Source organism: Methylotenera versatilis 301, assembly GCF_000093025.1.
GTDB lineage: Bacteria > Pseudomonadota > Gammaproteobacteria > Burkholderiales > Methylophilaceae > Methylotenera > Methylotenera versatilis.
In genome coordinates, this window is record NC_014207.1 from 2,993,628 (window position 1) to 3,017,002 (window position 23,375).

Genomic DNA, 23,375 nt, shown 5'->3' on the forward strand with positions numbered 1-23,375 from the left:
ACTAGCTTACATCTGAGTGCAGCTTAAACTTGAGCTGCAAGCGCTTTTGGCGACCAGACTAGATATTGCACAAGTAATATCATCCAGACCACCCAAGCTGTCCACAAATTGTGCGACATAAAATGCGCGCCGCGCATCATTTGTCCCCAACCCATGGCAAAACCAAACAACAGGCCTAATATCAGGCCAGCATTTGCCAACTTAGGCAGTGAATCTCTAAACCCAAAATAGATAGCAATCAAGGCAAAGCCGCCGCTGGCATGCCCGCCTGGAAAACAATGCCCCATTTCAGCCGCCGCTGGTAAATTACCAAAAAGTGGAATCCAAGGCTGGTTACCGCCGTATGGCAATAAATCCCAAGGGCAACTGTGCATACTTAGACGTTTTAATACTGAAATAGCACTGGTAGAAATCACCATCGCTATAAATATCCACAAAAACTGGCGATGGTAAACTTTAGACCAATGGCTACTGTTCTGGTTTTTTAGAATAAACCCCCATATTTTCAAACCGAAAATCCAAAAAGCCAACATCATCAAACTCACAACAATCATTAGGTTTCTTAAACCCTTGTGCATCACATTTTCCAGAAATCCGTTATTCTTTAATGGAAACACCAGCGCATGCGTGTCATAAAAAGGCTGAATCAACCAAGTATCTAAATTTGTGTGTGGATAGATAAAAGCCAGCAGTAATCCGGCGACGACAGGCAAAGCGACATGTGGCAACCAAAACGACCGCTGCGAAAATACCCGCTGAAAGTTGCTGTTATTCAATTTTGAGGATGGATTCTAATGATGAGTTTCAAAGAAAAACTAAACAGACTGGGCTTAAATACGCGTTAATCCAATTAAACCATGATAACGCTATTATTAAGCCAGTCATTATAGGCAAGGCAACTACGCTAAATTATATGAATGCAGCGAAGCCGTATTTAATTTTGAGCTGGGTTGAATTCGCGGAAAGTTGCATCTATTACAAATACAGCACTACTGGAAATACCGTGACCGCTAACACTAATATGACCCATTCCATGCCCCAGCGCTCTAGTTGGCCAGTAAAATGAAAAAATAGCGTAACAATGGCGACTAAGTAATAAAGAAGATACAGAATTAATGCCATACAACCCCCGACCTTTTTATATTTGTTTAATTACTGAACATTATAGCAATAACATTCATAAATGCTGATGATTAAATGTCAATTTTTACATTTTTTGTTTTCAACATTATTAGTATAAAGTTATTAAGAAATAAGCACTTAAATTGCTATTAGTCATCATCCTGAAAATATTATGACTTGCTATTATTGACGAATTAGCGTAATTTTCGTTCATTGCTAGGGGTCTATATTTTAAATTAATTTAAATATAGTGAGAAACACCCTTTGAACCTGACGCGGGTTATGCCGCCGTAGGAAAGCATGCAATGTGTCGCTGCTAAATCGTGGTGTACGCATACGATGCTTTTCTATGTTGAACCAATCTATAGGAAAGCACAATGAACGCCACCGATAAGAATCTACAAAAGAACCTCGCTAAATTTGTGAGTGAAACTGCGGAAATCGATCCCGCAACCAAATTACCATTCGCTAACTCACGTAAAGTCTATGTACAAGGCTCACGCCCTGACATTCAAGTACCATTTCGTGAAATTTCATTAAGCGATACACCGTCACAATTTGGTGCTGAAAAAAACCCACCTGTTGTTGTTTACGATACTTCAGGCCCATACACTGACCCAAACGTGGACATCGACATCCGTAACGGTTTGCCAGCAATGCGCGCACCATGGATTATGGAACGTGGCGATGTTGAGCAATTAGATGGCCCAAGTTCTGAGTTTGGTCATCAACGCCTAGTTGACCCTGAGTTGGCAGAAATGCGCTTTAACTTGCACCGCAAACCATTGCGTGCAAAAGCCGGTCAAAACGTCAGCCAAATGCACTATGCACGTAAAGGCATTATCACGCCTGAGATGGAGTACATTGCCATTCGCGAAAATCAACGTCGTGAGGGCATGAGTGAAATGTTGCAAAAACAGCATGAAGGTCAAGACTTTGGGGCAAATATTCCTAAAGTCATTACCGCAGAATTCGTAAGAAGCGAAGTCGCGCTAGGCCGTGCGATTATCCCGGTGAACATTAACCACCCAGAAATCGAGCCTATGATTATCGGCCGTAATTTCTTGGTAAAAATCAACGCTAACATTGGTAACTCTGCGCTAGGTTCTTCAATTTCCGAAGAAGTTGAAAAAATGGTGTGGGGCACACGTTGGGGTGGCGATACTGTGATGGACTTATCTACAGGTAAAAACATCCACGAAACGCGCGAATGGATTATTCGTAACTCACCAGTGCCAATCGGTACCGTGCCTATCTACCAAGCTTTAGAAAAAGTAAACGGCAAAGCTGAAGATTTAACTTGGGAAATTTTCCGCGATACATTGATTGAGCAAGCTGAACAAGGTGTGGATTACTTCACTATCCATGCGGGTGTTCGCTTGGCTTACATTCCAATGACGGCAAAACGCATGACCGGCATCGTGTCACGCGGCGGTTCTATTATGGCAAAATGGTGCTTGGCGCATCATAAAGAATCATTCCTTTATGAGCATTTTGAAGATATTTGCGAAATCATGAAGCAATACGACGTTGCCTTTAGTTTAGGCGATGGCTTACGCCCAGGCTCAATTTATGACGCCAATGATGAAGCACAATTTGCTGAATTGAAAACACTAGGCGAACTAACACAAATTGCTTGGAAGCACGACGTACAATGTATGATTGAGGGCCCAGGCCACGTGCCTATGCATTTAATTAAAGAAAACATGGAGCTACAACTAGAGCATTGTGGCGAAGCTCCTTTCTATACATTGGGCCCTTTAACTACAGACATTGCACCGGGTTATGACCACATCACCTCAGGTATCGGTGCCGCCATGATTGGTTGGTACGGGTGTGCAATGCTTTGTTATGTAACCCCTAAAGAGCACTTAGGTTTACCAGACAAAGAAGACGTGCGCGTTGGGATCATTACCTACAAAATTGCAGCACATGCAGCAGATTTGGCAAAAGGTCACCCAGGTGCTCAGATTCGCGACAATGCACTTTCAAAAGCACGTTTCGAATTCCGCTGGGATGACCAATTTAACCTTGGCCTAGATCCTGAAAAAGCCAAAGAATTTCATGATGAAACATTGCCGCAAGAAGGCGCAAAACAAGCGCATTTCTGCTCTATGTGCGGCCCACACTTTTGCTCTATGAAAATCTCACAAGATGTACGTGATTACGCAGACAAGCTAGGCGTGAGCGGAGAAGAAGCGCTACACAAAGGCATGCAAGAAAAAGCCATTGAGTTTGTGAAAAAAGGCTCAGAAGTTTATCAAAAAGTTTAAGTTCACTTTTTAGCCAATAAAAAAGCCAGCAGATGCTGGCTTTTTTATTTTCCGCTCAGTATTTTTCATACTAAGCTAGCCCTTTGATTTGAATTAAAAATTTAGCCGTATTTAACGACCTTTATTAGGCATTTGATTTCACGTTAACCGCATTAAGCTGGTATTTTACTTTTACCTATCTGGCTGAGTTGTGAACAATATTGAATCCAGTATCGTTGCCGACTTTAGGCAAACCCTGCTTTGGCCAGTGCAGCTCATTTCAGAGTCAAATAGCCAAAAAATCCAACGCCCATGGGATATTCTCAAAGCTGAAAATTGCCCTTGGCAAGAAATTCAGGATGAGTTTTCCTTAGCAAAACAATCTTTAAGTGAAGTGCGCTATCAAGAGTTCGTCACTTTTATGCCATTTGCACAGCGCTTTTTATACGGCGAAGGCAAGCATGGGCGAGAGTCTGGTGGCTATGGAGAGTCGCCTCTGCATATATTTTCCCGCTCAGATGTTAATCAAGTTCGAATTACGCTAAAACACGAAAAAGAACCCATCGTATTAAAAGTCGCGCATATTGAGCTGTATTTTTTCTTTGATATTGACGTGGCTTTTTTAGCTCTCGAAGTCACAGGGAAAAACATCAAACTCAATCATGCCATGGATATTCTCTATCGCTTGGGACGCACTTACCCCAATTATTGGGAAGAAAATGGCGATGCTGGCCACTGCGCGAAAAGTATTGAATGGTTAGATAAAGAGGGCAACGTGCTTTCTCGCTCAGACTACCAAGATAAAGCACGCTACTTAGCCTTTGTAAAAGACAACCACGTGCCTTGTGTTTCATTGCATTGGGAATTTCTAATGCATCCCTTGGTACAACATTATTCCAGCCAAGAAGGCCTAATTCGCTATCGTGAAATTGAATACCAACGTATGCCACTAATGGCCTACCTAGCCTTTGAAGATATCAACAAACTTACCCGTGGTGATTTAATACGGCTAGGCCTCGTCACGCAACCTTGGGATTCTGAAACGCTGCCGTTTACCGAAGAGTTTTTAAGCAACTTTGAACAAAAGCACTGCTACGACCGATATTGGGACAACAATAGATGCGACCTATGGAGCAGCACACGCATTATGTGCACAGGACAAAATTTTATTGTAGTCGGCAGTCAACAGCACCACGTGTACACCAACGATAAAACCGGCATTAAGCGCAATTATCAAAACCAATATTTTCTACTATTTTTAATCGCCCATTTCCAAAAAGCCGCGCTCTTAATGCTATCAGACCGCATGGTGCAAGCCATTAGCCGCCTCAATATTGAAGATGAAGACTCCATCAAAGCGTTTAGGCAAAGTATCCGCAATGTCATGGGCGTATTTTTACGCTTTACTCACCGCTATTGGTTTGAGAGCGTATCAGACCAAGCCGTGGCCAAAGATGTATTTACCATGATGCATAAGCAATTGGACACGCTAGACCTGTTTAAAAAAACGCGTTACCGCATTATGGATATGGCCGAGTACTTAGAAGGCGAAGAGATTAAACGTCAAGCCGACACGGTAGTAAGATTAACCGTAGTGACCATTTTAGGCTTAATAGGCAGCATGACCAGTGGCTTGCTAGGCATGAATATTTTCGACTTCAGCCAATCAAGCATCATAGAAAAATTCAGCTATTTTATAGGCATCTTTATCCCAGTCGGCATACTCACGTTTTACACTGTACTTAAATCGCGCAGACTGTCGCTGTTTTTAGACGCACTTTCAAATGAGAATACAGGGCTGTTGTATAAGCTAACGAAATTGAAAAGTGTGTGGTTTGGTAAGGTGGAAGATTAGGGTTTAAGCTAGCAAAACCTTTGAACGAGTGTTTGACTTAAACCCTTTAGTTTCTTGAGATACCATCACTTCAATATCGTAGTAAGGCGCTGGATACCACACGGCCATCTCTTCCATCAACAAGCTTAAAGCTCTACTACGATTTTTGCCTGCATCCAGTGTGTTATTTTTCCTAGCTGCTACTTTATTGAGAATCATTTTCTTCACCTCATTTAAGATTATTCAGCATGTTTAATTCTATTAAAAATGCTTACCATAATGATTAGTTAGCAAAGACCGTGCCAATAGATCTTTCCATAATTGAACTATTAACCTATTGATTATATTTATTAATTAAAAATGTATGAATAAAGACATGTTGACAATTCAAGGTTAATGTTGAATTGTCAGCAAAATTTTGGCAGCCAAGGCGTGTGTTTTTGCACTCGCCAAAATCTATCTACGATTAGTCATATCTCAAAGCGCATAAACTTCTTAAAGCCTTTATTTATGGCTTGGATCAAGCAATAAGTGAGAGTCTTACTTTGCGGGTTTCTAGGGCTACATATCTATTTAATCTTGACGGCATGTTAATATAATTAGCATCTTGGCTAAATTATAAGCATAAATAATGATTGCGATTCTCGAAGCTAAACGTGCGGGGCTGCTCTCAAAACAGCATTGGCTCAATAATGCACTGGCTGGGGCAATCGTTGGCATTGTAGCCTTACCTTTAGCGATGGCGTTCGCAATCGCATCTGGCGCAAAGCCAGAACAAGGAATTTATACAGCGATAGTGGCGGGCGGGCTAACCTCTTTATTTGGCGGTAGTCGTTTGCAGATAGCTGGCCCCACTGGAGCTTTTATCGTTATTCTTGCTGGCATTACAGCTAAGTACGGTATTGAAGGCTTGCAGGTTGCCACATTGATGGCTGGCATCATGTTAATGCTGATGGGTTTGACACGTCTTGGCGGGGTCATCAAATTCATTCCCGATCCAGTAATTGTTGGCTTTACCAGTGGTATTGGCATCATTATTTGGGTTGGTCAGTGGAAAGATTTTTTTGGGTTATCGCCAGCGACAGGCGCCGAACATTTTCATGAAAAATTCTGGAATCTGATACAGGCATTTCCAGGGTTACAGCTTGAACCAACATTACTAGGGTTGCTAACACTGGCAGTGCTACTCACTTCTCCACGCGTCTTAAAACGCATTCCGTCACCTTTGGTTGCAATGGTGATAGCAACGGCTGTTCAATGGTATTTTAATTTTGAAAATGTGGCGACTATCGGCAGTGCTTTTGGTGGAATTCCACAAAATTTACCGCATTTCCAATTGCCTTCTGTCACATTTTCAGAGGTGCTAAAGTTGATTGGCCCAGCTTTCACCATTGCGCTTTTAGGCTCAATTGAATCATTGCTATCAGCCGTTGTAGCCGATGGCATGACTGGCACTAAACATAATTCTAATCAGGAGTTAATTGGCCAAGGTATTGCGAACATTTTTTCGCCTTTATTTGGCGGGTTTGCCTCAACTGGTGCGATTGCGCGAACCGCTACCAATATTCGTAATGGCGGCACCAGCCCGATTGCAGGTATCGTTCACGCCTTAACACTTGTGGTGATTGTATTACTGCTTGCTCCGCTAGCATCGCACATTCCTTTATGCGCTTTATCAGCGATTCTCTTTGTTGTTGCTTACAATATGAGTGAGCTACATCGCTTTTCTCATATGGTACGGACTGCGCCCAGGGCTGATGTTGCGGTATTGCTTATTACATTTTTGCTAACAGTGTTTGGTGACTTAGTAATCGCTGTCAACATTGGCGTGCTGCTGGCATGTCTGCTCTTCATGAAGCGTATGTCAGAAACTTTTGTGATTGAACAACAGCCAGTAGACGCGTTAAAAGTAACACCAGAGAGTGCCGACTTTAAGCTTCCGCCAAAAACTGTCGTTTTTACTATGGAAGGGCCTTTCTTTTTTGGGGCTGCTCAACATTTAGAAAGTGCGCTCGAAGATGTTCATGGACATGCCAATATTTTGGTATTGCGGCTTGGGCAAGTTCCTTTTATTGATGCAACGGGTATTCAGGCACTTTGCGACTTACTAGACACTTGCAAGCACCATAAAACAAGGTTGGTACTCAGTGAAGCTCGACCCAATGTAGTTAGAAAACTAACACTAGCTGGATTGGTGCAGCAATTGGGTGAAGATAACGTTCTAAAACATCTGCATGAATTACATTGAACACATAAACATGAAATATTATCCAGATAAGCTCACGTAAACTGGCTTGATTTGCTGATTAAATAAATAGAAGTTATCAGCTATATTTTGGTAAAATAGCCTTACAAATTAAATGAATAGACTATTTTGACCACGATTAAACTCAATAAAAAATCTGACGACACGCAAGTTAAGGCGAATAAGCCGCCTGTGCGTCGCACCAATGCTGGTGTGCGTGACCGTAGCGTCGCGCCGCCTAAGGTAAATGCGCCTGTTAGAGACGAACAGCCAACTGAAAGAAAATCCGAAAGACAAGAAGCTTCACATCAAGCGCCAGATAGAGCTGGGCAACGTAACCATCGCTTTGATGGTAAGCCTCGTGAAAATTTGCGTGATGATGATAGACAAAATGCACGCCCAGCTTATTCAGCTAGACCTGCGGAAGAAAGAGAACAACAACCACGTCAAGCAAGACCGCAAGGTGTTGATACGCGCATTACACCGCGCCCCGACAAAAACGAACCGCAATATCGCCAAGCGCCACGCCGCGGCGGTAAGGTACGTGATGGCTATGATGCAGTCAACACGCCACAGTATGGCGCTGCGGCAAAAGCTGCATATAAATCTACCACGATTAGCACCGAGTTACCGCGTCTTTCCAAGGTGATGGCCGAGCGTGGCATTTGTTCGCGTCGCGAGGCAGATGAATGGATTATGAATAGCTGGGTAATGGTCGATGGTGTGATTATTGATACGCTGGGCACACGCATTAACCCAGATGCTGAAATTGTAATCAGCAGTTACGCGCATGAAGTGCAGGCTGAAACGGTCACGATTATTCTGCACAAACCTGTGGGCTATGTGAGCGGTCAGGCCGAAGATGGCTACCAACCGGCAATTGTATTGGTGCACCCTGATAACGAATGGTTGGATGACCCTGAGTTAAATCAGCTCCATGAGCGCGAGTTTCAACGTAGATATTTAAATGGCCTTGCACCAGCAGGCCGCTTGGATATTGATTCTACAGGAATGTTAGTACTCACTCAGGATGGTCGCGTAGCACGCCATTTAATTGGTGAGGATTCAACGGTTGAAAAAGAATACTTGGTGCGCGTGGAAGGCTCTTTGGATGATGACGGCTTAAAACGCCTCAATCACGGTTTAAGTTTAGATGGCGAAAAACTCAAGCCAGCAAAAGTCAGTTGGCAGAATGAGGACCAATTGCGCTTTGTACTGCGCGAGGGTAAAAAGCGCCAAATTCGCCGTATGTGTGAAATGGTAGGCTTGCATGTAGTTGGCTTAAAACGCGTACGTATCGGAAGTGTTAATTTAGGTAAATTACCAGTCGGACAATGGCGTTACTTACGTAATGGCGAACGTTTTTAAGTTATGCTATCGCTAGTCATTTTTTGACGTTTATTAAGGGATAAATCATGAGTTTATTTGATGACGTAGCAGGCGCAGTAATGGGTAAGGTAATGGGCGGCAACCAAGGTGGTATGGCACAAATCGCTATGGAAATGTTTAACCAACACGGTGGCTTAAACGGTGTTTTAGACAAATTTAAACAAGGTGGTTTAGGTGATCTAGCGGCTTCATGGGTTGGCACAGGTGCAAACTTGCCAATTTCTGCTGATCAAATTTCTAGCGTTTTAGGAAGTGGCGCAATTGCTGAAATGGCAGCAAAATTCGGCATTACACCTGAAGTGTTAAGCACCCAAATTGCACAACATTTGCCTAGCGTAATAGATAAAATGACACCAAACGGTGAAGTCGGTGCTGATTCAGGCAATTTACTGAGCACGGTTTTGGGCATGCTTAAATAAGTATTGAACACAGATAAGCATTGAAAAAGGGCGATGTATCGCCCTTTTTTATGAGTGAAAGCTTTAAGTAACGCTTTGTAACAAAACTGACCTAATCTAAAACTCAAACCTGTTAAAATAACTTTATGGACATATTACTCATACTAAAAGCCTTAATCCTTGGTGTAGTCGAAGGCGCTACCGAATTCTTGCCCATTAGCAGCACGGGACATTTAATTATCGCTGGTGATTTGCTGGATTTTTTAACTAAAGATAAGCGTGATGTATTTGAAATCATCATTCAACTAGGCGCCATTCTTGCCGTGATTTGGGAGTATCGCGTAAAATTCATTCACGTAGCAACCAATCTAAATGAAAGTAAATCACGACAATTAGTGATTAATCTATTCATTGCCTTTTTACCATTAGCAATACTAGGTTTGGCGTTTCATCACCAAATTAAAGATTTATTATTCAACCCAAAATCAGTGGCCATTGCCCTCATTGTGGGCGGTTTTGTGATTTTGTTCATTGAGAAAAAACTACCTGCAGTAAAAATTCACTCTGTTGATGATATGGATTGGAAACTGGCACTTAAAGTTGGCTTTGCACAAGCCATTGCCTTAATTCCAGGTGCTTCTAGAGCTGGCTCTACTATCATTGGCGGCATGTGTTTTGGTTTGTCACGTACGGCAGCCACAGAATTCTCATTCTTTTTAGCGGTACCCGTGATGTTTGCTGCTACTTTTTATGATTTATACAAAAGTAGAGACTTACTTTCCGCTCATGATTTAACGCTCTTCTTAGCTGGATTTATTACAGCATTTATTGCAGCATTAATTGTGATTAAAGTGTTAATCCGCTATGTTGCAAACCACGATTTTACTGCGTTTGCTTGGTACCGCATTGTGTTTGGTGCAATCGTGTTGGCCTATTTCTGGCATTAAGATGACACAAACCGCGAGCGGTTATGATGATTTGGTTGCAACGCTTAATCTATTTGCTGCTCCTGTCGCGCTTGAACCGTTAGCCTTTGGAACAGCAATTGATCAACTAGGCGCAGATGCCTACACATTGACCGCAACTATTACCGTTTTACCTTTCTTGCAACCATTTCCGTTAGGTGTATTCGCACTGGTCGGCAGTGCTGCATTTTTGGCATTGGGCATGCAATTATTTAGAGGCGAGCAGAATTTAAGCCTACCCAATAAAATCCGCAACTTGACTTTAAGTTTGCGTACTCGACAAGTGTTAGTGAATACTTGTTTAAAAATCATGCACTTTTTTCATCGCTTTACCAAACCACGTTTGAGGTTTCTAGTCGAAGGTAAACTAGGTCAACAAGTGGGTGGTTTTATCTTTTTAGCAGTTGGCGTAATCGTCGCTATCCCTTTGGCAGGCATGCCATTTAAAAATCTATTTCCAAGTTTAGCGGTACTATTTTACTGCACCGGCGAAACTGAACATGATGGTTTAATGGCAATTTTTTCACTGATTTGTATTGCCCTGTCCATTATTTTATACAGCATAGTACTCTATATTGCTTGGAAATTTGGCGCAGCCGCAATTCACCACTTTTTCTGGAAATAGTATAAGAGTTGCTCTAGTGTTAAAATTTTGTAAACCCTGTATTGAACCCTTGTAGCGAGAGTCATCATGAAAAAATTTCTTAAATATAGTTTGTATGGTGTTGGCGGCTTAATCGGCCTAGTTTTAATTGCCGTAGGCATTATTGCTGCGACATTCAACCCAAACGATTACAAACAAAAAGTGATTGATTTGGTGCAAGAGAAAAAAGAGCGCACGCTCAAGTTGGATGGTGACATCAAACTCGCTTTTTGGCCAAAGATTGGTGCAGACTTAGGCAAGGTTTCACTTTCCGAACATAAAAATAGCAAAGAGTTTGCGTCGTTAAATGGCGTGAAAGTCTCACTCGCATTGTTGCCACTCCTCAAAAAAGAGCTAGTGGTAGACACTGTTTATATTGATGGCGCACAAGCCAATATCGTTAAATATAAAGATGGCACCACCAACTTTGACGACTTAATGAGCAAAGAAGAGGAGTCACAAGACATTAAATTTGATATTGATGGTGTAAATATCACCAACTCATCCTTGAGCTATAGCGATGAAGGCACTGGTGCAAAATACAATATCTCTAAATTTAATCTAAAATCTGGTCATATTGCATTAGCTGAACCCGTAGATATTACAACGGACTTTGCAGTTAACTCAAATCAGCCTGAAATTGCAGCCAATGCCAATTTAAAAGGTAATTTTTTAGTAGATCCTGAGACAAAACATTTTGTCGCCAAAGGTTTAGATGCTGCAATAAAAGGCGATTTACTTGGTGGTAAGAATGTTGATGTAACACTGAGCGGTGACGTGGATGCCAAGCCTGAATCGCGCGAATTTTTAGTCGATAGCTTAAAGCTGGTAGGTTCGGGTCAGTTTAACGAAGCAAAACTGAGCATTGAGCTTAACGCACCAAAATTAAATGCTCAAAAAGATGAAGTCACTAGCAAAAAAACTACAGTGACTTTAATGCAAGAAAAAGCCGGAGATACCTTTAAGGCCAACTTAGAACTAGCCGACATTAAAGGCTCGCCAAAAGCATTAGAAAGCAGCGGCATTACGGGCGAAATTTCTGCCGTACAAGGCAAACGCACGGTCACAGGCAAGTTCTCTTCACCGTTTAGTGGCAACCTTGAAAGCCTGATTTTCGACTTACCAAAATTGGCTGGCAACCTAGATATTAAAGATCCTAGCTTACCGAATGGTGGCATGAAAGGCCTTTTCAACCTATCTGCACACACTGATATTAAAAATGAACTCGCCAATAGCAAATTTAGTTTAAATATTGACGACACCAAGCTCAATGGTGATGTTGCTGTAGCTAGCTTTAAAAAACCAAGCATTAAATTCAACCTGAGTGCGGATAAGCTAAATCTGAACAAGCTATTAGCAAAATCTACCCAGGCAGAAAAACCAAGTAGCGGAAAACCTGCAGATTTAAGCGCAATCAAAAACCTATTATTAGATGGCAAGTTGAATGTGGGGAGTATTCAGTATGAAAAATTCCAAATTTCAGGTCTGAATGTCGCCATTAAAGCCGATGGTGAAAAGCTCACGTTGAGCGGCTTAAATGTTAAAGTGGATGACAGCCAGATTAAAGGCAGCCTAGGCATTAGCCAATTCTCCAAGCCGCTTTACACCTTTGATTTAGATATTGATCAGTTAGATGTTGATAAATACGCATCAACAAGCAAGACTCCGACTAAGGCTAGTAGCGATAGCAAACCACTTGATTTAAGTGCGCTTAAAGCTCTGAACGCAGATGGTAACCTGCGGATTGGTAGCCTTAAATACGGTAAAACCAAAGCTTCAAATATCCGTATAGACTTAAAAGCCGATGGTCAGAAACTAAACTTGAACCCAGTTGCGGCAAAGATTGATGATAGTCAGGTGAATGCAAACGTTGGCATTTCAAGGTTTAGCGACCCGATTTTCAGCTTTAATGTGAACATCGATAAATTAGATGTGGACAGATACATCACGAAAAGTAGCTCAACAACTAAAAGTGACGGCGATGCACCTATCGATTTATCCGCACTAAAAAAGTTTAACGCTTCAGGCGAGGCGAAAATCGGCTGGCTTAAATTGGCGAATGTTAAAACCGAGAATGTGAACCTTGGTTTAAAAGCGGAAGGTGGCGTGGCAACACTTTCACCATTCTCAGCCAACTTGTATCAAGGTAGTATGAGTGGTTTGTTAAAGGTGGATGCACGTTCCACACCTAGTATCGCGTTCAAACAAAGTATGAAAAATGTTTCGATTGGCCCTTTGTTAGTAGACTCTATCAATAATGATATGTTATCTGGCAAAGGAACTGTGAATGTTGACGTAACAGCGTCAGGCAACACGGTGGGCGCACTTAAGAAAGCATTATCAGGCAGTTCATCCCTGAGTCTAACCGATGGTGCGTTAAAAGGCGTGGATATTGCTGGCAGCGTCCGCGAGCTTAAAAACAAGGTCAATATCCTTAAAACCAAAGATGCTAACGCGGATAAATCTAAGAAAACTGACTTCAGCGAACTCACTGCTTCGTTCACCATTAAAAATGGCGTAGCGCATAACGAAGACTTAGCCATGAAAGCGCCAATTCTAAGATTAGCTAAAGGCGATAGCCGTGGCGATATCGATATTGGTAATGAATCAATCAATTATTTAGCCAAGCCAACCATTGTTAAATCACTCAAAGGTCAGGAGGGCGCAGATTTAGACTCCCTAGCAGGCTTCGCGATTCCGCTAAAAATTACAGGAACATTTTCTAGTCCTAAATACGGTATGGACTTTGCGGCGATTGGTACAGCGCTGGCACAGTCTAAGTTGCTAGATAAAGTAGGTGGCGACAAAGCTACTGCGGTGAAAGATTTACTTGGCAACGGCAATAAAGTGGATGCGCTGAGCGGCTTGCTCGGTAAGAAAAAACCAGCAGATACGACAACCACACCAGCAACAACCGATGCAGCCGCAAAACCTGCTGAGGCGCCTAAATCTGCAGAAGATCAAGCCAAAGACAAACTTAAGAAATTACTTAAATTCTAGATTTAAAATTTCAGCTTTAAACGCTTAAGCATTTAATTAATTTATACCACTCATGTAGGTTGTACCATTCATTCGTACAACCTACATCAACATGCTAGTTTTATTTAAGGTTTCACTGAATGTCTGATTTTGCAAATCGCCTCATTGCATGGCAAAAAATACATGGGCGGCACGATTTACCTTGGCAAAATACTGTAGATCCATATGCGATTTGGGTATCAGAAATCATGCTGCAACAAACGCAAGTAGCCGCAGTCATTGGCTACTACAGTAAATTCATGCAGCGCTTCCCTAATATCGCCAGCTTGGCAAATGCAACGCAAGATGAAGTGCTACAACATTGGAGCGGTCTAGGCTATTACTCAAGAGCGCGAAATTTACACAATGCCGCCGTGACGATAATGGATGAGCATAAGGGACAATTTCCGCAAGACTTTGAGATGATTCAAACGCTGTCTGGCATTGGGCGCTCCACCGCAGCAGCCATTGCATCATTCGCCTTTAATCAAGTACAAACTATTTTAGATGGCAACGTAAAGCGCGTACTGGCTAGGCACTTTTTAGTTGAAGGCTGGCCAAGCTCACCTAAAGTTGAAAAAGAATTATGGCTACTCGCTGAAAAGTTATTGCCAGAACAAGGCATGGTAGCGTACACCCAAGGCTTAATGGATTTAGGCGCGACACTTTGTACCAGAAGCAAGCCAAAGTGCAGCAATTGCCCATTAAATGGCAGTTGTAAAGCACTGCAAGCACAACGTGTGCATGAGCTGCCAACCCCCAAGCCACGCAAATCCATCCCAGAAAAACATACCACAATGCTTATATTGCGCCGCGGCGATGAAATCCTGCTCGAAAAACGTCCTTCTACTGGTATTTGGGGCGGCTTATGGAGTTTTCCTGAAGCTGAGAATAGCCAAGATGCTGAAGCCATAGCACTGAAAAAATTTGGCGTGACTGCTGAAAACGATATTACCTTACCCAATTTAACACACGTTTTTACGCACTTTAAGCTGCATATTTGCCCCCAAACTTTGCAAGTGGTAAAACTAAACCCTCAAGTGAACCAAGCTGCGCATATGTGGCTAAACATCGAAGACGCAATTGGCGCAGCTATTCCAACGCCTATACGTAAAATTCTGCTTAGTATGCAAAAAACTTCGCTAGGTTATTGATTACTTAAGACTAGCTATTGGAGTGCTTAATAAGTGCATTTAAATAAAGACGAGAAAGCCATCTGCAAAATAGACTAGCCCGACTAATCCTGCTGCAACACCTCCATACCAAATGGCTTTTTTCTTCAATAGCCCAGCGATAGACGAAAGTAAAATAGCAATTTGTAAGTAAATGACGGCAATTCCAAACGCTTTAGAATGAACTTGAGCTTCATCTCTTACAGCCTCAAGGGCTTTGGCTTTTTCTTGAGACTGAGTTTTTTCTTTTTCGTACTTTTCAATCTTCTTTTTATAGTCTGCTATTTTATCTGTATAAATAGAAGACAGCTTTGCTGCATCAGGCTTGAGACCCATTAAATCAAGCTCCAACTTTTCTGACTGTAGTTGATAAATGTAAGATTTGATGCCTTTTGATTGGTAGTATGCCCATTCATCAGATGCCTGTGCTTGAGTAATCACAGACTTCGTCGAGAACCCGCCACCTTTGAAGGTGGAGAGCGTTGCACATACTGCAAATATGATGGTGGTCAAGGCTAAGTAATTGAGCCAAGCATCTTTCTTTTCTTCTGACATTTAAGTGGTCCTGACATTGATGGTATAGAAATTACACCACCATAGTTTTACCAATAAATGCTTACATTAGCCTGACAGTTCACTACGAGCATGCATAATGACACTCCATGCTGAGTGCAACGCAAGGCTAGCCATGATCATCGCAACTAACAAATCTGGCCAGGCAGCACCAGTGCCAAATACGCCTATTGCCGCAAGAATAACGGCAACATTACCAAGCGCATCATTGCGTGTGCAAAGCCAAACACTACGCATATTGCTATCACCTTCTCTATAGGCATAAAGCAGTGCGGCTACACTTAAATTGGCTGCTAATGCAACTACACCAATTAATCCCATTGTTTCAGCACTAGGCATTACGCCTATGACAAAATGCCAGACAGCGCTGACTAATACCCAAACCCCAAAAGCTGCCATTGATAAGGCTTTAATTAAAGAAGCTCTAGCTCGAATTGCAATAGCCATGCCTAATACCCATAAGCTAATGCCGTAATTAGCGGCATCACCAAGAAAGTCTAAGGAGTCAGCTAACAAAGAGACTGAATTAGCTTTCACTCCTGATACGATCTCAACCACAAACATGGTGATATTGATTATCAAAGCAATCCATAATATTTTGCGATAACGTCCATCAAGACTTTTGCCTTGTTCTGGTTCAGGAGGTTGACAACAATGTGCGCTCATAAATACCCTTTCCAATTTAGAACGAGTATCATAAAGTCTGTAGCAACTACAGGGTCAAGCCATGTTAGAAAAATATACGATCGGGGCTTTAAGCAGAGAATCTGGGGTTAATCTTGAAACAATCAGATATTACGAGAAGATTAGCTTACTCAATAAACCATCACGCTCAGAGAATGGCTACCGTCATTATGATGAGTCAGCAATCAAGCGGCTTCGATTCGTTAGGCGAGGCAGGGAGTTGGGATTTGGTATTGCAGAAATCAAAACGCTGCTAGAACTTGCAGATCATCCAGAGCATCCATGCAGAGAAGCAGATCAACTTGCACAGGCACATCTGCAAGAAGTGGAGACCAAAATTAAAGACTTACAGGCAATGCAGGAGGTACTAACAAAAATAGTCGCTTGCCAGAGCCATACTGCCGAACATTGTCGGTTGATTGAAACACTAGATCAGCGGTCTTGTTGCACGTAAAAAAAGTACTTGAAAAAACTACTTAGCTTTAGCTAAAAAATGAAATTTGATTTGAATCTCATTGGCTACCGTGCCAAAGTCTGACCAAGATCCCTCACCAATTGCATAATCAGCGCGCTTTATTACAAATGCACCATCCACTAAACCTTGAGGATTAAATGTAAAAGGCGCGCTCACCGTCTGGCTACGTCCTTTAATCGTCATTTTGCCAGTCACTTCATATCGATTTGCGCCTAATGATTTAAAAGTCGAGGATTCGAATTTGGCATGCGGGAACGCTTTAGTATTGAACCATTCTTTTCCAGTAACTTCATCATTGGCATCGTCTGATCCGGCATCAATGCTTGCAAGGTCTATATCTAAAACTGCCTTAGCGGCAGCAAGCTTCGCTGGATCAAAGTTGAGTTGTACAGCAAACTTCTTAAAGCTACCATCAATTGGCACGCCCATCTGTTTATAGACAAAAGCAAGGCTGCTCTTATCTGCTTGAATGCTGTTGTATTCGGTCGCCTCAGCAAAAGACAGCATTGCCAAACTGCTGATTAAGATCGCCATTACTTGTTTTTTCATCATATTTCCACTTTCTTAGGTCAATGTTTGCGTTTGGGTAACATACGAGTCAGTACGTCGTCTTTATCAAAAAAATGATGCTTAAATGCCGCTCCCGCATGCCCAATCACAAGTGCAATCAGCACAAAATTCAAAGTCTCATGCACTTCTCTTAACGCGTTACCAAGCTCCTTATTTTTAGTCAGTAAATCAGGGATTGGAATGATGCCAAAATAGACAGTTTGAAATCCTTTTGCAGAACTCATCAGCCAACCACTAAGCGGAATGGCAATCATCAGCAAGTAAAGTAGTCCATGTCCAATATGCGCCGCCACCTCAGCAGTTCTAGACATATTCATGGGTAGCGGCGGTGGGCTGTGAGTGAATCTCCACAACAGTCGGATCATAACGAGCAAAAATGCCGTCACACCCGCCCATTTATGCCAAGAGTAAATTTGTAGCTTCCAGGGTGATAAAGGCAGGTCATGCATATAAAGGCCGACTGCAAATAGAGAAATAATGAGTATTGCCATCAGCCAATGTAAGCCTATCGCTATCGAGGTATAGCGATTACTAAAAGTTAATTGTTGCTGAGGTTTCATCGTTTGCATTCCAATACATGAGGTATGCTGACTATTTAACCACTATAAAATTGGATGTAAAAGTATAAATATTAGCTCTAATTAATCTAATATTTAGATACTTTTATTGCTGATATGTCTCAAGTGGACAATAAGCATCGAACTATAAGCTATTTGTTTGCCATCGCACGTATTTCGTTCATCGCTTGAGTCGTTCGTTCTGATAGCTTGCGTACTTCACTGGCTACTACTGCAAAACCTTTGCCCGCTTCACCTGCGCGAGCAGCTTCAATCGCAGCATTGATTGCTAGGATATTAATTTGCATGGCGATTTGGTTGATAGTATCAGCCACGTTTAATATTTGTCGCATGTTCTCTTCATTGCGCACAACATTCAGTTGATGTAGCTCTTTGGCTGTTCTTTCATCACTAATATCCCGAATGGCACCTGCGGAACGAAGCGCTACACCTGATGGGTTGCGAGCCGTAATAGCACGCTCACGAAACCACACATAACCACGATTAGCGGTCTTCAACCTGTATTCAACGTTATAAGGGGTAGTCCACTGCTATCATTCAAATGCGCACTAAAGGCATCCAATGCTTGTTGTTTATCATCGCCATGTATCGCGTTTAGCCAACTATCCCAACCGTTGGGGAAGTCATCCACTCTCTCATGCCCTAACAGCTTTCTAAACTGCTTAGACCATTCTATTTTGCTATCTTTATGGTCAGGGTCACCATTCACCATATGGAGAACCCAAATACCTTCTGTGATCGCTGAGCCTTCAAGCTCTAAGTCTTCAAGTTTCTTCTTTACGGAAATTAGCTCAGCATATATCTTGTCATGTTTTGCTTCATTACCATCCATGTTTTTTTGCAACATTCGATGCTCACAATCTTTAAAGTATAGAAGAGATTGTCCTACATAACTCGTCCATCACTTATACTACTTAATGAGTATTAAGCTGGAGCTAGTCAAATATTTCTCAATCAATCATGTCACTCATGGACTTAAAAATAGTAACTCAACATATTTAAAGTAGGATTAAAATACTACTCAACTACTTGATAGACATAAACAGGTTGTTTGAATTCTATTTTCAAATGAATGGGCTAAATGACTGAAGAAACCAAAACCGATGATGAAGGCTTAATTGCCTCGGTAAAGAATATCGCCACAACCTTGCTGGCGCTGACGCGCACACGCTTAGAACTGCTCTCTACAGATTTAGAAGAGGGCTGGATTCGGCTCGTTTCATTATTAGTCACCGCCTTTGTCGCACTGTTCTGCCTTTGTTTCGGCATGGTGTTATTGGCTATTTTTATCATTGTGCTGCTTTGGGATACGCACCGATTATTGATATTAGGCTCGTTAACGGCCATATTCATTACGGCTGGCATTGTGTTATGCGTGCTCGCAATACGAGCACTCAAAGCCATGCCGCGCTTATTTGAAACGAGCATTATTGAACTAGCAAAAGACCAAAAGCATCTCGATGCTGACAAGTGAATTTAGAAGATGAAGAAGAAACTAGCCTTGATTGCTGAGCGTCGTCAGTTACTGGTAGTGCAAGCTGAACAGCAGCGTGTATCACTGGCAAAAAATATACAGCCACTACAAGGTAGTTTGGAGCTTGTTGATAAAAGCCTAAACATCGTACGCTATGTTAAAAAGCATCCAATACTCATCATGGGGTTAGTAAGTTCAATTGGCCTACTTAGGCCGATGCGAGCAGTTACATGGATGCGTCGAAGCTGGATTGCCTCTTTAGCAATACGTGGCTTACGTGCTTGGTTAACTAAAGCACCGTCAGCAGAAAAGTAAGTGGCTTTAAAAAATGATGCTTAAAAGCATAATAAAAAAGCGACCTAAGTCGCTTTTTTATTTAGTGATACCTTGCTTGCAATATTTTATCTGCCAACATTTGAAAACGTGGTGAAACGAACTCTTTAGTTTGTGTACCTGCGTCTGCAATATTCAATAGCTCTTCAATTGCAGATCTAAATCCCAACTCAAATAACCAGTAATCTGATTGATCAATCGCAGATTTTTTATCTGCGTTTACATCTTCACAAAGTCGCTCAAATGCTTCCATACATGCGTTATATTCAGCCATATTCACTCCCGATTTATGACACGGATATTTCAATCATAGCAAATTTTAATTAAAACTTACCAATCTTTACAACACGTTGCTTGTTGCTATTGAATCAAACTGGCGCTTCAAAGTTAAATGAAATATTAAATCTCGCCCCAGCTCTCTTCCCACATGCAATGTTTGATCTTTTTACGGTTTGCAATCAACTCATCAATGCTTGGCTCGTCGTTCAATGCACGCTTAAGTGCTAGTTTAATGGCTTCATAGTTGTTTTTATACATATCAGCTTTATCTAAAGTGCCAGCTTTTTCTAACTCGATACAACCTGGATCAATCCATAATAATGCAACGATACATAAATCATTTACTTGGTCTTTAGGAATAATGCCTTCAATAACGGCGTCCAAAATACCATCAGCTACCCCTGCTTGCACTACACCACCGAACAAACCCACGTCAGTGCTGCCTTTTAGCGTTACTTTTGGCACCATCATGCAAGCTGGACGTACTAATTGGTTGATATCACGCACCGCAAACATTGCAGTGTGACCTTTACTTTGCGCCATCATGTTAGCAAATGCTTGCCCAACAGGACCATCTACACTGCCTATTAGAATTTCAGGCATAGCTGCAGTCACGTCTTTACCTTCAGAATAAACAGTTGCCTCACCAGCTTTAAATACGATTTTTGACATAATTTTCTCTTTGATGATGTTAAATAAAACATCATTTTACCAAAGGCTTAGGTTTAGTTTCAATTTAATTAATAAAGTTAACTATAAATCTAGTCGCATATCTACGTGCGGAATATTTACATCGCAATATTCATCACTGATTTGTTTAAAACCAGCTTTTTGATAAAAGTGGATGGCGTGCGTTTGTGCGGATAAGTAAATACTTTTACTACCACGTTCTTTGCAAATACTAATGGCTTTTTGCAGCAGAGCTGCTCCCAGCCCAACACCTCGCCATTGCTTTATCACCGCCATACGGCCAATTTTTTGATAGTGAATGATACGCAAACAAGCGATAGGCTGATTTTCATAAGTGGCTAGCAAGTGCACAGCGCTGGCATCAATCTCGTCCCATTCAAACTCAGGTGTCACAAATTGCTCTTCTATAAATACTGGCGTTCTAACTGCGCGTAGTTCATTTTCTGCCTCTTGCCAGGTCACTTGTTGAATCGTGACTTTTGAAAGCAACTCAGGTGAAATTTCCGTATGATTAGATTTTGGTGGCATTTAGATAAGCTTGCGAAATTAGAATGTTCAGTGCATTATTCAGGCTATAAATTTTTGACTCATCGAAAGTGTCTTATGCAACGTTATTTATCAGCTCTTGCCCGCATTTTACTCGCACAAGTTTTTTTATTACAAGTGACCATGCTCGTGGTTGGATTTTTTAGCAATCCTGATGGTTATGCACAATATCAAGCTGGATTAGGTAGCTTGGGCTTACCTGGCATTTTTGCACCATTAATTATTTTGATTCAATTGGTTGGCGGATTAGCACTTTTCTTTGGTTATAAAACTAAGTTTTTTGCCCTATTCATGGCGATTTATGCCGTAATTATTTCTGTTTTACTGCATTTACCAGTGCTGCAATACTTAGCTATTGCAGGCGGTTTGCTAATGCTTTATCTAAACCCTATCACGGCTTGCAGTGTAGATAGCTTAAAAAAATAATCAGGTATCTCACTCAAAAAAGCGGCTACTAGCCGCTTTTTTATTATCAAGATTTTAACAGTTACTCCAGTCTTACTCCCATTCCAGCGCAGGGTAAATCGTATTCACATTGCGCCTATTAGCGATATCAAACAACACCCACTTGTCTTTCTCAGACGCTGCCGCAGTATTCATGGTGGATTCCATACTCTCGCCCTTTTTAATGCTAGCGCGTATATCAGTTAATAGTACCGATAAATAACGCTCATCATTATTCAGCGCCACTATCCAGTCTTTGGTCACTGGCCCATGCCCAGGAACAACTTGTTTGGCTGGGCTATTTTTCAACTTTTGTACTTCTGTGATTAATCCTTTGATATCACCCTCTAACACTGGCGTGCGATCGATAAACAGTAAATCACCTGTAAATAATGTACTGGCTTTGCTTTCAATCACCGAAACATCAGTATTTGTGTGCGCTACCGGATGTGCTGTGAGCGTTAATTTTCTATCACCTAAATCGAGCTCTAGCGTAGTTTTAACAGTCATTGTAGGTTTAACAAGCTCGCTGGCTTGTGCATCCGCACCTAACAATCTGGCGTTTAATTTGGCATAAGCTTCATGGCGTAACTCCATGGCATTTGCCAATTTATCGTGACCTATAAATTGCGGCTTATCATTCAGAAAAGCAGCATTGCCATAGATATGGTCAGGGTGCACATGCGTATTAATCACATATATAACTGGTAAAGGCGTAATTTTGCGTATAGCTTCGCGTAACTGCTTGCCGACTTTAAAGCTGCCGCCAGTATCAATCACCGCAACGCCTTTGCTGCCTACAATAAAGCTAGCATTACAAATATCACCCTGATAGCCATCATCTATATCTAAATGCACACCATGATGCACATAGATACCATCGCCCAGACTTTCAATGGCAAAGCTTTCATCCTGCGCTTGTACTTGCGCGCAACCCACTAACGCGAAGAGGCTAAGGGTTATCATTAAAATTCGCATGACTCATTCCTGTTGATTAGATAATTGGTTAGAATGATGTGGTATTGTGGAATCTATTGCTGTGACACGTGTCACATAGGCACAAAAATTAATATACAGGAATATCATGACGATTCAAACATCTTCTCGTTACACCAAAACTGCTGTGGTACTTCATTGGCTTATCGCTATTTTTCTAGTAGGGATGTTTGTATTAGGCTGGTTTATGACTGATATTCCAAAAGAAGCACCTAAACAAACTGCTTTTGATCTATTCGATTTAGGCGTTTACACATGGCAAGTCGCTCAAGAAATCTCGCCTAGAGCGTTCTACTTCAATTTGCATAAATCTTTAGGTATCACCATTTTCGCATTGATTGCCATCCGTATCTTGTGGCGTATTACCCATAAACCACCAGCTTTCTTGACTTCATATTCTGCATTAGAGCGTAAAGTTGCTACTGGAACGCATCATCTTCTGTATTTATTCATGGTAGTCATACCATTAACTGGCTTATTAATGAGCATATACGGCAAATACAGTGTTAACTGGTTTGGTATAGAGTTAATCAAAGGTGCTGACAATAAAGGTCTGCGAGATTTTTTTGAAGGCTCTCACGAATTCGTTGGTATTGTTTTACTAGTGTTAGTCGCGCTCCATGTTGTGGGTGCTTTAAAACATAAGATTATTGATAAAGACGATACTTTAAAACGCATGACATTTAAGTAATAAA

At 41.6% G+C, this 23,375-nt stretch carries 27 protein-coding genes and 1 riboswitch; of the genes, 14 read left to right on the plus strand and 13 right to left on the minus strand.

The window, feature by feature from the left end:
• Positions 1-23: 23 nt before the first annotated feature.
• Together M301_RS13790 and M301_RS14640 are read right to left on the minus strand one after the other, a co-directional pair.
• Positions 24-776 (minus strand): phosphatase PAP2 family protein, encoded by a 753-nt coding sequence (locus M301_RS13790; protein WP_013149396.1) that lies wholly within the window; start codon positions 774-776, stop codon positions 24-26.
• A 199-nt stretch (positions 777-975) separates the two neighbouring features.
• Positions 976-1,122: a hypothetical protein gene (locus M301_RS14640; RefSeq protein WP_013149397.1), complete on the minus strand. Its 147-nt coding sequence runs from the start codon at positions 1,120-1,122 to the stop codon at positions 976-978.
• 208 nt (positions 1,123-1,330) lie between these two features.
• A riboswitch (TPP riboswitch) is annotated at positions 1,331-1,436 on the plus strand.
• A gap of 63 nt (positions 1,437-1,499) precedes the next feature.
• Between M301_RS14640 and thiC the strand changes: the two genes are divergently transcribed.
• Both thiC and M301_RS13805 read left to right on the plus strand, forming a co-directional pair.
• Entirely contained in the window at positions 1,500-3,395 is a 1,896-nt protein-coding gene (gene thiC, locus M301_RS13800; RefSeq protein WP_013149398.1) for a phosphomethylpyrimidine synthase ThiC, read from the plus strand.
• A gap of 190 nt (positions 3,396-3,585) precedes the next feature.
• Entirely contained in the window at positions 3,586-5,229 is a 1,644-nt protein-coding gene (locus tag M301_RS13805) for a hypothetical protein (RefSeq protein WP_013149399.1), read from the plus strand.
• A gap of 3 nt (positions 5,230-5,232) precedes the next feature.
• On the opposite strand, the gene M301_RS13810 is transcribed toward M301_RS13805, so the two are convergent.
• A complete protein-coding gene (locus tag M301_RS13810; RefSeq protein ID WP_013149400.1) occupies positions 5,233-5,427 on the minus strand; it encodes a hypothetical protein in 195 nt (64 codons plus the stop codon).
• 412 nt (positions 5,428-5,839) lie between these two features.
• Here M301_RS13810 and M301_RS13815 point away from each other — a divergent pair, with 412 nt between their 5' ends.
• The 7 genes from M301_RS13815 (at position 5,840) to mutY (ending at position 15,020) form a co-directional block, all read left to right on the plus strand.
• On the plus strand, positions 5,840-7,456 hold the full coding sequence (locus M301_RS13815) for a SulP family inorganic anion transporter (protein WP_013149401.1): 1,617 nt from the start codon (positions 5,840-5,842) through the stop codon (positions 7,454-7,456).
• A 126-nt stretch (positions 7,457-7,582) separates the two neighbouring features.
• Complete coding sequence (locus tag M301_RS13820; protein ID WP_013149402.1) at positions 7,583-8,821, plus strand: pseudouridine synthase; 1,239 nt, start codon at positions 7,583-7,585, stop codon at positions 8,819-8,821.
• Between the two features lie 47 nt (positions 8,822-8,868).
• Positions 8,869-9,261 carry a YidB family protein gene (locus tag M301_RS13825; RefSeq protein ID WP_013149403.1) on the plus strand — a complete coding sequence of 131 codons (393 nt, stop codon included), beginning with the start codon at positions 8,869-8,871 and terminating at the stop codon, positions 9,259-9,261.
• Between the two features lie 125 nt (positions 9,262-9,386).
• Positions 9,387-10,187, plus strand: a complete 801-nt coding sequence (locus tag M301_RS13830; RefSeq protein WP_013149404.1) for an undecaprenyl-diphosphate phosphatase — start codon at positions 9,387-9,389, stop codon at positions 10,185-10,187.
• Between the two features lies 1 nt (position 10,188).
• Positions 10,189-10,830, plus strand: coding sequence for an exopolysaccharide biosynthesis protein (locus tag M301_RS13835; protein ID WP_013149405.1), 642 nt, complete (start codon positions 10,189-10,191; stop codon positions 10,828-10,830).
• A gap of 66 nt (positions 10,831-10,896) precedes the next feature.
• On the plus strand, positions 10,897-13,848 hold the full coding sequence (locus tag M301_RS13840; RefSeq protein WP_013149406.1) for an AsmA family protein: 2,952 nt from the start codon (positions 10,897-10,899) through the stop codon (positions 13,846-13,848).
• 119 nt (positions 13,849-13,967) lie between these two features.
• Entirely contained in the window at positions 13,968-15,020 is a 1,053-nt protein-coding gene (gene mutY, locus M301_RS13845; protein WP_013149407.1) for an A/G-specific adenine glycosylase, read from the plus strand.
• 39 nt (positions 15,021-15,059) lie between these two features.
• Here the strand turns inward: mutY and M301_RS13850 are convergent, their stop codons facing one another.
• Both M301_RS13850 and M301_RS13855 read right to left on the minus strand, forming a co-directional pair.
• Positions 15,060-15,593, minus strand: a complete 534-nt coding sequence (locus tag M301_RS13850) for a DUF4337 domain-containing protein (protein WP_013149408.1) — start codon at positions 15,591-15,593, stop codon at positions 15,060-15,062.
• A gap of 66 nt (positions 15,594-15,659) precedes the next feature.
• Positions 15,660-16,277 (minus strand): cation efflux transmembrane domain-containing protein, encoded by a 618-nt coding sequence (locus M301_RS13855; RefSeq protein WP_013149409.1) that lies wholly within the window; start codon positions 16,275-16,277, stop codon positions 15,660-15,662.
• A gap of 61 nt (positions 16,278-16,338) precedes the next feature.
• Here M301_RS13855 and M301_RS13860 point away from each other — a divergent pair, with 61 nt between their 5' ends.
• On the plus strand, positions 16,339-16,749 hold the full coding sequence (locus tag M301_RS13860) for a MerR family transcriptional regulator (RefSeq protein ID WP_013149410.1): 411 nt from the start codon (positions 16,339-16,341) through the stop codon (positions 16,747-16,749).
• Positions 16,750-16,767: 18 nt separating this feature from the next.
• Here M301_RS13860 and M301_RS13865 read toward each other — a convergent pair whose 3' ends face one another.
• From M301_RS13865 to M301_RS14335, 4 genes are all read right to left on the minus strand, one after another.
• Positions 16,768-17,319: a YceI family protein gene (locus tag M301_RS13865; protein WP_013149411.1), complete on the minus strand. Its 552-nt coding sequence runs from the start codon at positions 17,317-17,319 to the stop codon at positions 16,768-16,770.
• Positions 17,320-17,339: 20 nt separating this feature from the next.
• On the minus strand, positions 17,340-17,900 hold the full coding sequence (locus tag M301_RS13870; RefSeq protein WP_013149412.1) for a cytochrome b: 561 nt from the start codon (positions 17,898-17,900) through the stop codon (positions 17,340-17,342).
• 149 nt (positions 17,901-18,049) lie between these two features.
• Positions 18,050-18,415: a methyl-accepting chemotaxis protein gene (locus M301_RS14795; protein ID WP_049769987.1), complete on the minus strand. Its 366-nt coding sequence runs from the start codon at positions 18,413-18,415 to the stop codon at positions 18,050-18,052.
• The gene (locus tag M301_RS14335) at positions 18,412-18,765 is read right to left on the minus strand and encodes a PAS domain-containing protein (RefSeq protein WP_049769988.1); all 354 of its coding nucleotides are present in this window, start codon (positions 18,763-18,765) and stop codon (positions 18,412-18,414) included. Before M301_RS14335 ends, M301_RS14795 begins: the two co-directional genes overlap by 4 nt.
• A 234-nt stretch (positions 18,766-18,999) precedes the next feature.
• Here M301_RS14335 and M301_RS13880 point away from each other — a divergent pair, with 234 nt between their 5' ends.
• Both M301_RS13880 and M301_RS13885 read left to right on the plus strand, forming a co-directional pair.
• Positions 19,000-19,392 (plus strand): phage holin family protein, encoded by a 393-nt coding sequence (locus M301_RS13880; protein ID WP_013149413.1) that lies wholly within the window; start codon positions 19,000-19,002, stop codon positions 19,390-19,392.
• Positions 19,393-19,401: 9 nt separating this feature from the next.
• Positions 19,402-19,707, plus strand: coding sequence for a YqjK-like family protein (locus M301_RS13885; protein WP_013149414.1), 306 nt, complete (start codon positions 19,402-19,404; stop codon positions 19,705-19,707).
• A gap of 61 nt (positions 19,708-19,768) precedes the next feature.
• Here the strand turns inward: M301_RS13885 and M301_RS13890 are convergent, their stop codons facing one another.
• The 3 genes from M301_RS13890 to M301_RS13900 all read right to left on the minus strand — a co-directional run bounded on the left by M301_RS13890 (position 19,769) and on the right by M301_RS13900 (position 21,222).
• Positions 19,769-19,999 (minus strand): hypothetical protein, encoded by a 231-nt coding sequence (locus M301_RS13890; protein ID WP_013149415.1) that lies wholly within the window; start codon positions 19,997-19,999, stop codon positions 19,769-19,771.
• A gap of 125 nt (positions 20,000-20,124) precedes the next feature.
• The gene (gene fae, locus M301_RS13895) at positions 20,125-20,676 is read right to left on the minus strand and encodes a formaldehyde-activating enzyme (RefSeq protein ID WP_013149416.1); all 552 of its coding nucleotides are present in this window, start codon (positions 20,674-20,676) and stop codon (positions 20,125-20,127) included.
• Between the two features lie 81 nt (positions 20,677-20,757).
• The gene (locus M301_RS13900; RefSeq protein ID WP_041359546.1) at positions 20,758-21,222 is read right to left on the minus strand and encodes a GNAT family N-acetyltransferase; all 465 of its coding nucleotides are present in this window, start codon (positions 21,220-21,222) and stop codon (positions 20,758-20,760) included.
• Positions 21,223-21,297: 75 nt separating this feature from the next.
• On the opposite strand from M301_RS13900, the gene M301_RS13905 reads away from it, so the two are divergent.
• Positions 21,298-21,666 carry a DoxX family protein gene (locus M301_RS13905; protein WP_013149418.1) on the plus strand — a complete coding sequence of 123 codons (369 nt, stop codon included), beginning with the start codon at positions 21,298-21,300 and terminating at the stop codon, positions 21,664-21,666.
• Positions 21,667-21,738: 72 nt separating this feature from the next.
• Here M301_RS13905 and M301_RS13910 read toward each other — a convergent pair whose 3' ends face one another.
• Entirely contained in the window at positions 21,739-22,662 is a 924-nt protein-coding gene (locus M301_RS13910; protein WP_013149419.1) for a quinoprotein relay system zinc metallohydrolase 2, read from the minus strand.
• Positions 22,663-22,768: 106 nt separating this feature from the next.
• On the opposite strand from M301_RS13910, the gene M301_RS13915 reads away from it, so the two are divergent.
• Positions 22,769-23,371, plus strand: a complete 603-nt coding sequence (locus M301_RS13915) for a cytochrome b (protein ID WP_013149420.1) — start codon at positions 22,769-22,771, stop codon at positions 23,369-23,371.
• Positions 23,372-23,375: the final 4 nt, after the last annotated feature.

Bases quoted from the DNA above. Each gene is read 5' to 3' on its own strand.
- thiC (WP_013149398.1), top strand. From the start codon at position 1,500: ATGAACGCCACCGATAAGAATCTACAAAAGAACCTCGCTAAATTTGTG.
- M301_RS13830 (WP_013149404.1), top strand. From the start codon at position 9,387: ATGGACATATTACTCATACTAAAAGCCTTAATCCTTGGTGTAGTCGAA.
- mutY (WP_013149407.1), top strand. From the start codon at position 13,968: ATGTCTGATTTTGCAAATCGCCTCATTGCATGGCAAAAAATACATGGG.
- fae (WP_013149416.1), bottom strand. From the start codon at position 20,676: ATGTCAAAAATCGTATTTAAAGCTGGTGAGGCAACTGTTTATTCTGAA.
- M301_RS13890 (WP_013149415.1), bottom strand. From the start codon at position 19,999: ATGGCTGAATATAACGCATGTATGGAAGCATTTGAGCGACTTTGTGAA.
- M301_RS13885 (WP_013149414.1), top strand. From the start codon at position 19,402: ATGAAGAAGAAACTAGCCTTGATTGCTGAGCGTCGTCAGTTACTGGTA.
- M301_RS13865 (WP_013149411.1), bottom strand. From the start codon at position 17,319: ATGAAAAAACAAGTAATGGCGATCTTAATCAGCAGTTTGGCAATGCTG.
- M301_RS13880 (WP_013149413.1), top strand. From the start codon at position 19,000: ATGACTGAAGAAACCAAAACCGATGATGAAGGCTTAATTGCCTCGGTA.
- M301_RS13825 (WP_013149403.1), top strand. From the start codon at position 8,869: ATGAGTTTATTTGATGACGTAGCAGGCGCAGTAATGGGTAAGGTAATG.
- M301_RS13900 (WP_041359546.1), bottom strand. From the start codon at position 21,222: ATGCCACCAAAATCTAATCATACGGAAATTTCACCTGAGTTGCTTTCA.
- M301_RS13850 (WP_013149408.1), bottom strand. From the start codon at position 15,593: ATGTCAGAAGAAAAGAAAGATGCTTGGCTCAATTACTTAGCCTTGACC.
- M301_RS13855 (WP_013149409.1), bottom strand. From the start codon at position 16,277: ATGAGCGCACATTGTTGTCAACCTCCTGAACCAGAACAAGGCAAAAGT.
- M301_RS13915 (WP_013149420.1), top strand. From the start codon at position 22,769: ATGACGATTCAAACATCTTCTCGTTACACCAAAACTGCTGTGGTACTT.
- M301_RS13905 (WP_013149418.1), top strand. From the start codon at position 21,298: ATGCAACGTTATTTATCAGCTCTTGCCCGCATTTTACTCGCACAAGTT.
- M301_RS13910 (WP_013149419.1), bottom strand. From the start codon at position 22,662: ATGCGAATTTTAATGATAACCCTTAGCCTCTTCGCGTTAGTGGGTTGC.
- M301_RS13835 (WP_013149405.1), top strand. From the start codon at position 10,189: ATGACACAAACCGCGAGCGGTTATGATGATTTGGTTGCAACGCTTAAT.
- M301_RS14640 (WP_013149397.1), bottom strand. From the start codon at position 1,122: ATGGCATTAATTCTGTATCTTCTTTATTACTTAGTCGCCATTGTTACG.
- M301_RS13840 (WP_013149406.1), top strand. From the start codon at position 10,897: ATGAAAAAATTTCTTAAATATAGTTTGTATGGTGTTGGCGGCTTAATC.
- M301_RS13810 (WP_013149400.1), bottom strand. From the start codon at position 5,427: ATGATTCTCAATAAAGTAGCAGCTAGGAAAAATAACACACTGGATGCA.
- M301_RS13815 (WP_013149401.1), top strand. From the start codon at position 5,840: ATGATTGCGATTCTCGAAGCTAAACGTGCGGGGCTGCTCTCAAAACAG.
- M301_RS13870 (WP_013149412.1), bottom strand. From the start codon at position 17,900: ATGAAACCTCAGCAACAATTAACTTTTAGTAATCGCTATACCTCGATA.
- M301_RS13860 (WP_013149410.1), top strand. From the start codon at position 16,339: ATGTTAGAAAAATATACGATCGGGGCTTTAAGCAGAGAATCTGGGGTT.
- M301_RS14335 (WP_049769988.1), bottom strand. From the start codon at position 18,765: ATGTTGCAAAAAAACATGGATGGTAATGAAGCAAAACATGACAAGATA.